This is a genomic window from Oribacterium sp. WCC10 (genome assembly GCF_900113415.1).
Lineage (GTDB): Bacteria > Bacillota > Clostridia > Lachnospirales > Lachnospiraceae > Oribacterium.
The window spans coordinates 23,833-36,194 of record NZ_FOPH01000018.1; the positions used below are offsets into that span (position 1 = coordinate 23,833).

The 12,362-nt window shown below is 38.9% G+C and carries 16 protein-coding genes; 4 read left to right on the forward strand and 12 right to left on the reverse strand.

Going from position 1 to position 12,362, the window contains the following annotated elements; genetic code table 11:
* Nucleotides 1-60: 60 nt before the first annotated feature.
* The 9 genes from BM294_RS12255 to BM294_RS12285 all read right to left on the reverse strand — a co-directional run bounded on the left by BM294_RS12255 (nucleotide 61) and on the right by BM294_RS12285 (nucleotide 5,194).
* Nucleotides 61-1,404 (reverse strand): MATE family efflux transporter, encoded by a 1,344-nt coding sequence (locus tag BM294_RS12255; protein ID WP_091208745.1) that lies wholly within the window; start codon nucleotides 1,402-1,404, stop codon nucleotides 61-63.
* Nucleotides 1,373-1,531, reverse strand: coding sequence for a hypothetical protein (locus BM294_RS15985; protein WP_175494670.1), 159 nt, complete (start codon nucleotides 1,529-1,531; stop codon nucleotides 1,373-1,375). The genes BM294_RS12255 and BM294_RS15985 overlap by 32 nt, the downstream gene beginning before the upstream one ends.
* A gap of 9 nt (nucleotides 1,532-1,540) precedes the next feature.
* Entirely contained in the window at nucleotides 1,541-1,969 is a 429-nt protein-coding gene (locus BM294_RS12260) for a MarR family winged helix-turn-helix transcriptional regulator (protein WP_091208748.1), read from the reverse strand.
* Nucleotides 1,970-2,230: 261 nt separating this feature from the next.
* Nucleotides 2,231-2,866 carry a hypothetical protein gene (locus BM294_RS12265; RefSeq protein WP_091208752.1) on the reverse strand — a complete coding sequence of 212 codons (636 nt, stop codon included), beginning with the start codon at nucleotides 2,864-2,866 and terminating at the stop codon, nucleotides 2,231-2,233.
* Complete coding sequence (locus tag BM294_RS12270; protein ID WP_242944528.1) at nucleotides 2,863-3,519, reverse strand: metal ABC transporter permease; 657 nt, start codon at nucleotides 3,517-3,519, stop codon at nucleotides 2,863-2,865. The genes BM294_RS12265 and BM294_RS12270 overlap by 4 nt, the downstream gene beginning before the upstream one ends.
* Nucleotides 3,509-3,961: a metal ABC transporter substrate-binding protein gene (locus BM294_RS12275; RefSeq protein WP_330389876.1), complete on the reverse strand. Its 453-nt coding sequence runs from the start codon at nucleotides 3,959-3,961 to the stop codon at nucleotides 3,509-3,511. Before BM294_RS12275 ends, BM294_RS12270 begins: the two co-directional genes overlap by 11 nt.
* 136 nt (nucleotides 3,962-4,097) lie before the next feature.
* Entirely contained in the window at nucleotides 4,098-4,409 is a 312-nt protein-coding gene (locus BM294_RS12280) for a hypothetical protein (protein WP_139225885.1), read from the reverse strand.
* 64 nt (nucleotides 4,410-4,473) lie between these two features.
* Nucleotides 4,474-4,596 carry a hypothetical protein gene (locus BM294_RS16470; RefSeq protein ID WP_255407200.1) on the reverse strand — a complete coding sequence of 41 codons (123 nt, stop codon included), beginning with the start codon at nucleotides 4,594-4,596 and terminating at the stop codon, nucleotides 4,474-4,476.
* A 13-nt stretch (nucleotides 4,597-4,609) separates the two neighbouring features.
* Nucleotides 4,610-5,194 carry a uracil-DNA glycosylase family protein gene (locus BM294_RS12285; RefSeq protein WP_091208761.1) on the reverse strand — a complete coding sequence of 195 codons (585 nt, stop codon included), beginning with the start codon at nucleotides 5,192-5,194 and terminating at the stop codon, nucleotides 4,610-4,612.
* A gap of 305 nt (nucleotides 5,195-5,499) precedes the next feature.
* Here BM294_RS12285 and BM294_RS12290 point away from each other — a divergent pair, with 305 nt between their 5' ends.
* Nucleotides 5,500-6,273, forward strand: coding sequence for an HD domain-containing protein (locus BM294_RS12290; RefSeq protein ID WP_091208764.1), 774 nt, complete (start codon nucleotides 5,500-5,502; stop codon nucleotides 6,271-6,273).
* Between the two features lie 128 nt (nucleotides 6,274-6,401).
* Here the strand turns inward: BM294_RS12290 and BM294_RS12295 are convergent, their stop codons facing one another.
* From BM294_RS12295 to BM294_RS12305, 3 genes are all read right to left on the reverse strand, one after another.
* Nucleotides 6,402-7,127 (reverse strand): alpha/beta fold hydrolase, encoded by a 726-nt coding sequence (locus BM294_RS12295; protein ID WP_091208767.1) that lies wholly within the window; start codon nucleotides 7,125-7,127, stop codon nucleotides 6,402-6,404.
* Between the two features lie 5 nt (nucleotides 7,128-7,132).
* Nucleotides 7,133-7,660, reverse strand: coding sequence for a DUF6465 family protein (locus tag BM294_RS12300; protein ID WP_091208769.1), 528 nt, complete (start codon nucleotides 7,658-7,660; stop codon nucleotides 7,133-7,135).
* A gap of 130 nt (nucleotides 7,661-7,790) precedes the next feature.
* The gene (locus tag BM294_RS12305; protein WP_175494671.1) at nucleotides 7,791-9,233 is read right to left on the reverse strand and encodes a sensor domain-containing diguanylate cyclase; all 1,443 of its coding nucleotides are present in this window, start codon (nucleotides 9,231-9,233) and stop codon (nucleotides 7,791-7,793) included.
* A 433-nt stretch (nucleotides 9,234-9,666) separates the two neighbouring features.
* Between BM294_RS12305 and BM294_RS12310 the strand changes: the two genes are divergently transcribed.
* From BM294_RS12310 to BM294_RS12320, 3 genes are all read left to right on the forward strand, one after another.
* Complete coding sequence (locus BM294_RS12310) at nucleotides 9,667-11,202, forward strand: mannitol dehydrogenase family protein (protein WP_091208775.1); 1,536 nt, start codon at nucleotides 9,667-9,669, stop codon at nucleotides 11,200-11,202.
* A 165-nt stretch (nucleotides 11,203-11,367) separates the two neighbouring features.
* Nucleotides 11,368-11,712 (forward strand): hypothetical protein, encoded by a 345-nt coding sequence (locus BM294_RS12315; RefSeq protein WP_091208777.1) that lies wholly within the window; start codon nucleotides 11,368-11,370, stop codon nucleotides 11,710-11,712.
* 228 nt (nucleotides 11,713-11,940) lie between these two features.
* Entirely contained in the window at nucleotides 11,941-12,285 is a 345-nt protein-coding gene (locus BM294_RS12320; protein ID WP_091208780.1) for a hypothetical protein, read from the forward strand.
* Nucleotides 12,286-12,362: the final 77 nt, after the last annotated feature.

A 12,362-nucleotide genomic window follows, 5' to 3' on the forward strand; every position in this document is an offset into this window, starting at 1 on the left:
TAAAAGCTACCTTGAATGAGATAAGATTCAAGGTAGCTTTTTCATTCGAATTTATATATATCAATAGTACTTATAAAACCTTCTGTATTTAACAATCATACATATAGTGAGCAGTAATGAACCAAGTTCTACAATAACCACTATCGCCCAAAGTGACTGACCGCCGAATATAAGAGGCAGCAGCAGGATCATGGAAACCTCAAGAACAACAGAACGTACGACAGACAGAAGTGCTGAAATTTTGCCATTGTTAAGGGCGGTAAAAAGTGCCGAGCCGAAGACATTAACACCCATCATAAGAAATGCAAGGTCATATATCATCATACCTCTCTTGGTAAGATCCAACAGTTCAGGATCATAACCCACGAAAACCTTTGCAAGAATTCCGGCTGTTAACTCCGCGATTATGGTCAAGACAACTCCTGTGGTAATAATAAGACGCATACTTCTGTTAAAGAGATTCTTCAATTCATCCTTGTTGTTTGCGCCGAAATGATATCCGATGACAGGTGAAACACCCATTGCGTAACCGAAATATATGCCAATGAAAATAAAATTCACGTACATGATAACACCATATGCCGCAACGCCGTTTGTTCCGATGAAGTATAATAGCTGTCGGTTGTAAAGCATACCTACGATGGACGAAGCCGCATTAGACATAAACTCACTGGATCCATTGGTACATGTACGGAAGATTGCATTGCCGTTCCAATGAGTCCTTCCAAGTCTTAATATCGTTTTGTTTGGCATCAGGAAATATATAAAAGGTATTATTCCGCCAACTATCTGACTGATAACCGTAGCCCACGCGGCACCCGAAAGCCCCATCCCAAGCACGGCCACAAGGCAGTAATCAAGAACCATATTGGTGACACCGGCAATTACTGTGATCCAGAATCCCATTTTGGGACGTTCAGCGGTGATGAGGAAGCTCTGGAAAAGGTGCTGAAGCATAAATGCTGTCATTCCCACCATGTTGATGCGGGCATACAGGATACTGTAAGGCAGAAGTTCATCTGTAGCGCCAAGGAGTACAGCTGCCTGAGGTGCAAATATATATCCCAATATCGAAAAAATGATTCCGATAATGATCAAAACGTATGTGATAAGTGAGAATATCTCATTGGCCTGCTTTGTCTTCTGCTGACCGAGTTTCATAGCCACAAGTGCCATCCCGCCGGAACCGAACATAAATCCGACTGCCGAAATGACCATCAGAAACGGCCACATGATGTTGAGTGCCGCAAACGGAACAGCTCCCGCATAGTTTGAAACGAAATATCCGTCAACCATTCCATATATGGATGTAAAGATCATCATCATGATGGATGGCCTCGTAAATTCTATAAGTTTTTTATAATCAAAGTGGTCAGCTATGCTGATCTGCTTTTTCGTTGTCATATTTCTCCTTTTCTCTGTTTTTTATTTCTATAAGTGCCATTAATTTAAAGTATTTACAGCCACCATTTACCCTGAAAACATAATTTCCCGAGGACGGCCGGATAAAAAGTCTCAGAGCCACTGCCATAAAGCCCTTTTATCTCAAACCTGAGCTCTTTTCGATGAAACGTTCCAGAAATCTTCTGTTAAGATCCAAAAATACTATCTGCTCTTCCTCGGACCACGAACTGAAAGCTTCATTCTCGATCTGAATGATCTTTTCAGCAGTATTTTTCGAAAGCTCCTTGCCTGTTTCAGTTAGAAATACTTTTGTATTTCTTCCGTCACCCTGCTTAAGTATAAGAAGCCCCTTCTGTTCCATCTTTTTGATGGCGGAATTGATAGTTGATTTACTCTGTCCGCTTAATTTGTAGATAAGACTTTGATTGCATCCGTCACCTTCGGAATTAATAGTATAAAAAATATCAAATTCGCTGTCTGAGAGTCCGGCGGAAACTATTGCCGAATGATATGCGCCTTCAATCTGCCCCATAATATTGTTAAATTCTCTTAATTTTACGACCATGATATTCTCTCTTTCTCCGTTAGTTAATCATACATAACATAATGTAAGGGTCAAAAGTATCAAATCACGTGCTTGTGCGTTGATTTGATACTTTATGACCGACCTGAACACAAATGTGCGCGTTAGCGCTAATCGGTGAGTGGCAAATACTTTTTACACACAGCATAAGTAAAAGCAGAAAATGCCAGGCAACCGAAAAGTCCGAAATCGGACATTATAATAATGTACGATTTCGGACTTTGTCAAATACTTTATACTTTTTTAATCTTTAGCTTCTACCAACTTTGAATCCACCAGTGCGTAATATTCAGCTTCACCTTCCTGATACCGGTCAAATCTCCCTACAACACAAACACTGTTTCCTTCTTTCGGAAAATCATCAGGATAATGATACTCGTCCGTAACAAAAAACTCCATTCCCTGGGCACAGCATCCCAATGCGTCCTGAATGATACAGCCAAAGTAAACATTTCCATCGGTTTCATCACGAAAAGTAGTAAACAGTCCCTCCATCTTAATGATTTTCCCGACATACTCTTCAGGCTCCATCATCATGTCGAAAACCTCAGCATATACCATATCTGCATTCATTGATGTGAGATCTATGTCTATACCTTCAGTTTTGCCGGTTACAGTTCTGTCCTCTTCCTGATTCCTATCAGGAACAAAGTATTCACTTTCACTAAGGTATGTTTCATCAATGTTCTGCCATGTTTCAGTTTCCGACTGAACATCATTTTGACTATCCTCTTTAGACATTTCCTGCTGAAGAATATCATTTACACTCTTTATATTACCTGAAACCACTGTACCTCTGCAGGATGAGTCTCCACAGGCAATAAGTGTAAATGCGGAAATACAACCTATTCCTGTTTTTAAATATCCCGTAAATCTCATATGTTTATTTTTAAATATTTTTCCATGATACAGAACATTATAAACGTCACCACATCAGCCGCAACTATGGTTGACCCCACCGGTGTTCCCGCAAGAATGGCTATAAGTATTCCTGACAAAGCACAAATCACAGAAATCACCGCTGAACATATGGTGACGCTTTTGAAATTTCCGAATACCCGCATGGCAGACAATGCAGGAAATATTACAAGTGCGGAAATCAAAAGTGACCCCACAAGGTTCATGGCAAGAACTATGATTACAGCCACAACCACAGCAATCAAAAGATTATAGTTTTTTGTTTCAGTTCCGCATGCATTTGCAAAATTCTCATCAAAGGTCACTGCAAATATCCTGTTGTAAAACATGATAAAAATAATCAGTACAACAACAGACAGAATAATACACAGCCATACTTCCTTTTTTGTAAGTGTAAGTATTGAAGTCGACCCAAACAACGTGCTGCACACATCACCCGAAAGATTTGACGATGTAGAAAAGATATTCATCAGCAAATATCCGAATGCCAGGGCTCCGACAGAAATCATGGCTATAACCGCATCTCCGTTGATCTTTGAATTCTGACCGGTACGAAGCAGAAGTATAGCGCTCAAAATGGTTACGGGAAGTATGATGACCATTTTATTGGTCATAATTTGTGGCTTCCTGAAGGGCATCCGTAACCCACTCATCGGATTCTCCACCCACATAGATAAACATATCGCAGGAGGAAATCTTCATGATATCTTCAGCTGTTGGCTGAAAACTGTGAAGGTCAACGCCGTTATCAAGAAGCATAGTAACTTCCGCATCGGCAGGATTTCCGCCAAGAACATTCTTAACCCAGTCATACTCCGGGAAAATTGTTGTAACTATCTGAAGCTTTTTCTTATCTGATGAATCTAAAGAATCGGATGATTCAGAATTTGTTTCTGTCTCCGACGATGAAGTATTATCCAATGTCTCAGTTGAAGATTCTGTGGTAACATTCTCATTTGATTTTTCCTTTGAATTCGGAACACTTGTAGAATTGCATGCTGAAAGAAAACCGACCATCATAAGGGCGGCTGTAAATACTGATATTAACTTTTTCATGATAAACCTCCGATTATCCGGAATCATTAACCGGATATGTCCGATAAATTTGTAAAAGCGCAGGTAATAAGTCTGATTCAGCGCATTACATACACTAAAACAGACTTATCGGGTTTTAATTCACTCTTCCGGAGGTTTAATTGTTAAGGCGGACTTTCCGTGTCACCGGAGTATCCTGTCCACATGTAAAAGCCGGAATATAAAAAGAAAAACTAAAGAAAACAACAGGAAGGAACAGAAATACAACGGGTACTGTTCCGCCGCCAAGTTTACGAAGTGTATTCTCACAAAGCTGAATGCACTCACAAACCGGACAGTCTTCTCCTGTACAATTGTGATCTGACTCAGCAGCAATGAACGCAGCGGAAAGAAGTACAAAAACAAGCATCATCATTGCAATGATGCCACAGACGAACTTTTTATATTGTGAATTTTTTAAAAGATTCATCCATCTTTCCTTTCCGACAGTTTCAAGAATCATTGAATAACCTTGTATCGAAAGTACTGCCATCTCACCATGAATATTGCATCTGTACCCCGGCAGAACCATCCATTGTTACTTTTTGATGATGCTTAGCCCACTCTTCCCTGTGGGATGTAATGACACTGCATCTCAATACTTCAAATAACTCCAATCAGGCTCCTCAGTCAACTATATTTATCAATTGCAGATGCTACAGTTTCTCTAAGTACCGGAACAACTTCAGTCTGAAACCATGGATTAGTTTTTTGCCATCTAAAATTCAACGGACTTGGATGCACAACAGGAAAATAATTCGGAAGATAATCCTTATATGCTTTTACTGTTTCTGTAAGGTTTGGTTTCATGTGATCCTTGAGATAATACTTCATGGCGTACTGCCCGATGAGTATCGTCATCTTTATCTCCGGCATCATTTCCAGAATCTTTTGATGATATTCTTCTGCAATAAATCTTCTCGGAGGCAGATCTCCGGTTTTTCCTTTTCCCGGATAATAAAAATCCATCGGAACTATGGCAATTTTCTCCGAGTAAAACATTTCCCTGTTGACTCCCATCCATTCCATGAGTTTTTCTCCGGATTTGTCATTAAATGGAATCAAAGTTTCCTCAACCTTTTTCCCGGGCGCCTGACCGATGATCAGTATTTTAGCCTTTTTATTAATCTGATATACCGGTGGTACATTCCGTTCCGTATATCCTGCATTTCTTGGATCTCTTTCAAGTTCTTTTGTTAATTCTTCTACCGTCATAGCTGTCACTGCATCCTAAACATATTATTAACAATCAAAACCAGAATACAGGGTTTCTACTAAAAAACTCTATCCCCGGTTCTCTTAAATCATACATCACCGGTCTTAAGAAAACTGTAGCCTGTGCAACAAATGTTTGTTTTCATTCTTTTATGAAACATTTCTGCAGTAAAGATTATCATTTATCATCCACTGTCTCTTGACTAATATAGAATTTGAAATAAACTGTGATATCATCAGTAAGTGGCAAACACTTTTGACCCTTACATCATACTAAAATAAAAAATCCATCACAGAGGTAACATATGTTAATCAACAGAGAAAAAGTAATATCAGCTTTTGATCGTTACACATCAGCCTATGATGTTACTGATATTAAGGTAAAACTAAAAATTGATCATACCTACAGAGTTGCAGAAATATGTGATAAGATATCAGATTCTCTTCACCTGTCAAAGGAAGATCGTGACACAGCATGGCTTTCCGGTATGCTTCACGACATAGGACGTTTTGAGCAGTTAAGAAGATATCATACATTTCAGGATAAAATCTCCTGCAATCATGCTGCTCTTAGCGCGGATATACTGTTTATGGACGGAAATATTCGCATGTTTACAGATGATTCTTCGGAAGATGAACTTTTGGAAAAGGTTATTCGTCTTCATAATGTTTACATACTGCCGGATGATCTCAGTGAAAGAGAACTTCTTTTCACGAACATTCTCAGAGATGCGGATAAGGTAGACATTATAAAAGTCAACTGCATCACACCGAGAGCAGAGATTTACGATATTCCGGAATCGGAGTTCAGAGCATCAACTATTTCTCAGAATGTTTATGAAGACATCATTTCAGAACATAATGTTGACAGAAACCACTCAAAGACTCCGGCTGACTATATCATCGGTCATATTGGCTTTGTGTACGGACTGGTATACAAACAGAGCTTCATTGAAGTTCGTCAGCAGGGCTATCTTGATCAGATGCTCGATTTCCAGAGTGATGTTTTAGATACAAAAGAGAAATTCAGGAAAATAAAAGAATCAATAAACAAATATATCGACAGACATATAGGATAAGTTCAGCATTTATACTGTCATAAAGAGAGGACGGGTACTGCAGGTTAATTAAACTCGCATGCTATACCCGTCCCTTTAGTTTGATTAGATGATTTTTAATTCAAAAAACAACTCAAAGAACAAATCAATCAGCCATCATTTTCATTCGCATAACTATATTCCTTGTTAAAAAAATCTATCAGCATTTCTCCCATTACCTCACTGCCCGCAATGTAGCTTCCATGATCCTGTCCCTGAAGGATAACCATGGTAGAATCCGGCAGATTATCTGCGATGAGTTCAGTTTCTGAACGAAGAATAAGATCGTTTTCGCCGGCCGTTACCAACACAGGAATTGCTATATTTTTCAGGCTGTCAGGATCAATGTGAGGTTCTGAAAGCATAAGTGTCACCAATGGATCCGGCTCTTTCTGATTCTTTGCAGTGAACTCTTCTATGAATGAAGGATCAAGTCCTTCTGGTGACATATTCGTTCCGCTAATCGCTAATGCTCCAAGTGTCCCCGGATGACTGATCTCCAACATAAGTCCGATGATTCCACCATCACTGTGTCCGTAAAGAGCAGGCTTATCCAAACCAAGTGTTTTTATGAAGCAGAATATATCTTCTGCCATATCACTGTAATGATATTCCGAAAGAGGTGCATTAGCTCCATGTCCTCTCGAATCAGGAGCATAAACTTTATAGCCGGCATCCACCAGTTGCCTGATCTCCGTATCAAATAAATGATGATCCTCGCCATTTCCATGCACCAATACTACAGGCTTGCCTTCTCCTGCCACAGCATAATGAAGAATAATGTTGTTAACAGTTACTTTCTTCAGTTCTCCATAATAGTTTTTGTTTTGTTGCATAGAATTTATAGATCGATGGTAAAATCATTGTTACCGAATCCGTCAACTGTAAAATAAACTCTCTTCTCTTCCACATTGACGAAGGTCTCAATCTTATCAGCATGAATATACGGATGCTTGACAAGATAATCTAAAACCTTGCTGTTGATGGTATCCTCAGTGTACTGTTTGTTTTCAAATTCAAATACAGTTTTTGCAAAATTGAATTTTTTTGCTGCTGCAATTTTAGCCGAAGTCTTTGGTTCAGCAGCAGTAACCTTTGGCTCTTTTACAGTTTTCTTTGTCCCGCGTTTTGCAGGATCTTTCTTTTCTGCCGCATCTTGATCTGTTGTCTTTACACTATCCTTTTTAGGTTTCGGCCCCCTCTTTTTGGAAGTCGCTTTAGCAATTGTTTCATCCTTCTTCACGTTCTCTTTTTTAGGCTTAGGGCCCCTTTTTTTGAGAGCTACAGTTGCAGTTGCTTCGTCCTTCTTTTCTACAGGTTTTTCTTCTGACTTTGTCTGATCAACTACCTTTACTTCTTCATTTTCCATACTTGCAAACCTTTCATACGAAGACTGATTTATATTTCTTTTTTTATTATAAACAAAATAAAAATCTTTTCCATAGCATTATCGAGATTATCAACTAAAAAAATCAGAACATCCAAATGTTTGTGTATGTTTAAACTTGTGCATAAACTACGCTTTGCGCTTTACCATTTTCTTTCGCTTTATAAAGAGCTGTATCCGCTCTGTCAAAAACACTTTTCAGACTTTCACGGGAACCAATATCAGCAATTCCGCAGCTGAATGTCACCTGATGTTTTACATCTTTACTCTTGAGACTCTCCTGTGCTCTGTTAAGTATTTCATACGCTTCGACGGAATCATGGAATACCACTCCGATAAATTCATCACCACCCCATCTGCATACCTTACCTTCTTTTCCCAGAGTTGCGCTCAATTCATCCGCCATAAGATGAAGAACAGTATTTCCATACAAGTGCCCGTAAGAGTCATTAAATAACTTGAAATCATCGATGTCCAAAACAAAAAGTGATGATGGAGTTTTAGTAAAAAATGATTTGCTCAGCTTCTCATAATCCTCTGTGAATAACTTCTTGTTAATAAGTCCCGTTACATCATCTGTATTTTCTTTAATTTCACTTATCTGTCTCAGTTTGTACAGAAATGTAAAACTTGCGATCATATATATGATCATAATTCCGACGATAAATGCAGTGCGTTGATAAGTCTGTTCAAGTAATTTCTGAATAATGGTTGAAGTATCTTTACGTACGATAATATTCCAGTTAAGATCTTCATTGTTTCTCAAAGAATAACAATTATTATCCTTACTCCATGTTATTCCGTCTTCAGATACATCCTGTACAATCTCATCTTTACTTAAACCAAGACTCTTTGAAGCATCGTCAACAGTCATATAGGAACCGCTGCTGCTCTTAAACGAATTATGAGCATTACCAATATTTACAACAGCTATATCAACATCAAACGTATTCGTAAGATCAGCAAGCGAATCCCTGAAACCATTAATGAGACGGCCTGACCCGACAACGCCAAGTATCTTCCCATCATCATCCTTAACAAGACAGTTAACGAAGAGACTCACGGAAAAATCATTAACCTCATCATGATCAATCTGTATATCATATTCCTGATTCAGATTTAAAAAATTGAAATACCATAAATCAAAATCATCTTTGGGAGAAATAACCTTATTCAAGCCACCATCATAGTAGTAATTGTATGTTTTATTTGATACGAAAAATACAACATCATAACCATACTTTTCCTTATATTCGGAAAGATACTTATAGAGAATGTCTGTATGTCCGGAAGATGCATCTTCTGTTTCGGTTTCACACCATTTTTTCAGGAAAATATCATTAGCCATCATCTGGGCGGAAACCCGCTGTTCCGTAGACATATTGGTGATTTGTGAATTGATATCTATAGCTGTAAGAGTTACATCATTTTGTGCCTGCCTGAATGCCATCTCCCTGTAATAGGAAAGTTCGTTAGTCTGAATCCCGTAAAATACAACGAAGATCAGAAACATGATCAATACATTGGCAATGAGAAATAGATTCTTTCTTTTCATGTATGTCACCCGATTAAGATAAGCGAAGCCGTATATATAATGTTTATTGTGCATGTATCAAGTTATGACGTGAGTGTGAAAATAATTTGCCACTCACTGATTAGAGCCAACACAAACACTATCGTGATAAGGGAAACTCTGATTAACGTGTTTCCTCAGTTCTCTGTCAATCATCATTCTATCATACGGTTCAAAGGAATGACTCACAAAATATGGCATAAAAATCCAGGCATTATAAGGCATCATGCCACGACAAAAGTTAAGAATCGTCTTTAATATTTCAGATTTAAAATGTATACCGGAATTGATAATAAATAAACGTTAAAACATAGACATAGAATTTTCGCGTAAACGCTTACATAAATGTATACCAGTATGCTATTATGTGTTCTCGAAAGATTAAATGATAATTCAAAAACGGAGTATTAGAATCATGAAATTATCAAAGGATACCATAAGAAACAGAGAAACATTTGAAAAAAACGGGTACATTCTGCCGGTCTATGACATTGACAGAATGGTGACAAAAACCTTGGCTAATCCCACATGGCTGCATTTCGGCGCAGGTAATATCTTTAAGGCGTTCCAGGCCGCTGCATGCCAGAAACTTCTTGATGAAGGACTCACTGATACCGGCATCATCACAGCCGATCGTCGCGAGAAAAATCCCGAGAAAAACGATAATCTGACCATCAAGGTCACACTTAAAGTTGATGGCAGCGTGGAAAAAACAGTCATCGGCTCCATTGCCGAAAAACTGTATCTTTACGGTAATGAAGAAAGACTGACAGAGATATTTACAAAGCCGTCACTTCAGATGGTATCCTTTACTATAACCGAAAAAGGCTATGCACTTTATGATCCCAAGGGAAGTCTTCTTCCTGATATCGCTTCAGATCTTTCAGGAACACCGGATGAGGCAAAGAGCTATATGGGCAAGCTGACATCCATGCTTTATGCACGTTACAAAGCAAACAGCACTCCTCTCGCCATGGTCAGCATGGATAACTGCTCTCACAATGGTGACAAACTCAAAGAGGTTATACAGTGTTTCGCAAGCAAATGGTATGATTCCGATTTCAACGAATGGCTCGAAAAATCCGTAAGCTTTCCATGGTCAATGATTGACAAAATCACTCCCGGGCCTGACGCATCTGTGGCTGAAATGCTTAAGAAAGATGGTCTGGATGAAGATACGCCGTTTGTCAATGCAGAGGAACGGGAGTATCTGGTTATAGAGGATGACTTCCCAAACGGTCGTCCTTCTCTTGAAAACGCCGGAATTTATTTCACCACCCGTGAAACTGTTGATAAAGTGGAGCACATGAAGGTCTGCACCTGCCTCAATCCACTGCATACCAGTCTGGCGGTTTTCGGATGTCTTTTAGGTTTTGACAAAATCTACAAGGAGATGCAGGATAATGACCTCAGAAAGCTTGTTGAAATCATCGGATACAAAGAGGGTCTTCCTGTCGTTACCGATCCTGGTATCATTAAGCCGCGTGATTTCATAGATACTGTTCTGAATGTACGTATTCCTAATCCGTTCATGCCGGACACACCACAGCGTATAGCAACTGATACATCGCAAAAGCTGTCCATACGTTTCGGTGAAACCATAAAGGCATATCAGTCATCTGCCACACTTGATGTCAACGATCTCCACCTCATTCCTCTTGTTCAGGCGGGATGGCTCCGTTACCTTATGGCCATTGATGACGAGGGAAATGCATTTGATCCGAGTCCGGATCCATTACTTCAGTCTGCACAGAGATATGTTTCAGACATTAAGCCCGGTGAAAAACCTGACTACACCAAACTCGAGGGACTTCTCAGAAACACTTCTGTATTTGGTGTTGATCTGGTTGAAGCAGGACTTGCAGAAAGAGTTATGAACTATTTCACTGAACTTACTGCCGGAAAAGGGGCTGTAAGGGCTACTCTTCATAAATATACAGAGATGTATTGAATCAGAATCTTATGATGTGCGTGTGAAAAGCTCTGTCATTTATAATGCATTATTTTTCAAACACTGAACCTATGAGTAATTTATACGTATTTTTACATATATATCATAATAATTAAGTGGTTTACGATACTTCTCTTTGCTACTATACCTCAGATTTGAGCACCTATGGGAAAGAAAGGTAAACGCATCGAGAAGTACGTAGGCAATATTATGGATAATGTAAGGAAATGTGATACGTGTATTTACAACATGTATGATTACAAAGGCAATTATTGCGGTTGCAGCATGAACTCAGAATACGGCTTATACTCAATATACGGCTGGTGTGAGCACTATGAAGCTGATATAAAGATGATCAGTGAAGATAAATCCGAGAAGAAAACAAGATTCTACATTAAAGATATGGATCTCTCCTGTAACGAACCACTTTCAAAAGATGAAATGGAAAACCTGTTGCATAAAGCGCTTAAAAGCATAGGTGTTGTACCTCTTCACGGGGATTTAAATTGAATATATATGATAATCTAAAGGAAGTTGATGATGAAAACCTCAACTTCCTTTTTTATATGCAGGAATATATAATCTTTGGCGTCCCTAATAAGCTTTGAACATCAAAAGTATTTGCCGCTCACGATTGATTTGGAGCAAGATAAAAATGATCACCTACTTTTCTCTGCACAGAATCTTCATTTCCTATATAATTAAGTAAAGAAAAAAACATTTTCCCGGAGTCTTATTATGAACAACAAAAACCATACTATTGCAAAAATCCTGCTTCTTATACCAATCGCTATTTTCTTCATTATAGTACTGTGCCTGTTGATCGCATTCATGCTGGAGACACCAACAAATAAAGGTGTATTCTATTCCCTCTTTGCGCTTGTAGGCCTGGCAGGTATGTTTCTCTCACCATTGCCATGTCTTATGATGTCCCTTGCCGGAACAATCTTTGCGGTGATAGCAACAAAGGAAGGTTCTGCAAAATCCCGTAAATTCATTGTGCTCGGCGCAATTGAGCTGCTTTTTCATGTAGCCGGAGTATGTCTAGCCATTTCGTTGTTTAACGTCTCAATGGGCGTTTGAGCTATCACACATCACATATACCGATATTTAACTGCCCCTTTAAGCACTACCGTAGTATCCTTAGAAAAGAAAACGAT

What these genes read in the sequence shown, in the direction of transcription:
- BM294_RS15985 (WP_175494670.1), bottom strand. Translation starts at nt 1,531, where the DNA reads ATGGCAGTGGCTCTGAGACTTTTTATCCGGCCGTCCTCGGGAAATTAT.
- BM294_RS12305 (WP_175494671.1), bottom strand. Translation starts at nt 9,233, where the DNA reads ATGAAAAGAAAGAATCTATTTCTCATTGCCAATGTATTGATCATGTTT.
- BM294_RS12255 (WP_091208745.1), bottom strand. Translation starts at nt 1,404, where the DNA reads ATGACAACGAAAAAGCAGATCAGCATAGCTGACCACTTTGATTATAAA.
- BM294_RS12320 (WP_091208780.1), top strand. Translation starts at nt 11,941, where the DNA reads ATGAACAACAAAAACCATACTATTGCAAAAATCCTGCTTCTTATACCA.
- BM294_RS12315 (WP_091208777.1), top strand. Translation starts at nt 11,368, where the DNA reads ATGGGAAAGAAAGGTAAACGCATCGAGAAGTACGTAGGCAATATTATG.
- BM294_RS12265 (WP_091208752.1), bottom strand. Translation starts at nt 2,866, where the DNA reads ATGAGATTTACGGGATATTTAAAAACAGGAATAGGTTGTATTTCCGCA.
- BM294_RS12290 (WP_091208764.1), top strand. Translation starts at nt 5,500, where the DNA reads ATGTTAATCAACAGAGAAAAAGTAATATCAGCTTTTGATCGTTACACA.
- BM294_RS12275 (WP_330389876.1), bottom strand. Translation starts at nt 3,961, where the DNA reads ATGAAAAAGTTAATATCAGTATTTACAGCCGCCCTTATGATGGTCGGT.
- BM294_RS12270 (WP_242944528.1), bottom strand. Translation starts at nt 3,519, where the DNA reads ATGACCAATAAAATGGTCATCATACTTCCCGTAACCATTTTGAGCGCT.
- BM294_RS12295 (WP_091208767.1), bottom strand. Translation starts at nt 7,127, where the DNA reads ATGCAACAAAACAAAAACTATTATGGAGAACTGAAGAAAGTAACTGTT.
- BM294_RS12260 (WP_091208748.1), bottom strand. Translation starts at nt 1,969, where the DNA reads ATGGTCGTAAAATTAAGAGAATTTAACAATATTATGGGGCAGATTGAA.
- BM294_RS12300 (WP_091208769.1), bottom strand. Translation starts at nt 7,660, where the DNA reads ATGGAAAATGAAGAAGTAAAGGTAGTTGATCAGACAAAGTCAGAAGAA.
- BM294_RS12280 (WP_139225885.1), bottom strand. Translation starts at nt 4,409, where the DNA reads ATGAATCTTTTAAAAAATTCACAATATAAAAAGTTCGTCTGTGGCATC.
- BM294_RS12285 (WP_091208761.1), bottom strand. Translation starts at nt 5,194, where the DNA reads ATGACGGTAGAAGAATTAACAAAAGAACTTGAAAGAGATCCAAGAAAT.
- BM294_RS12310 (WP_091208775.1), top strand. Translation starts at nt 9,667, where the DNA reads ATGAAATTATCAAAGGATACCATAAGAAACAGAGAAACATTTGAAAAA.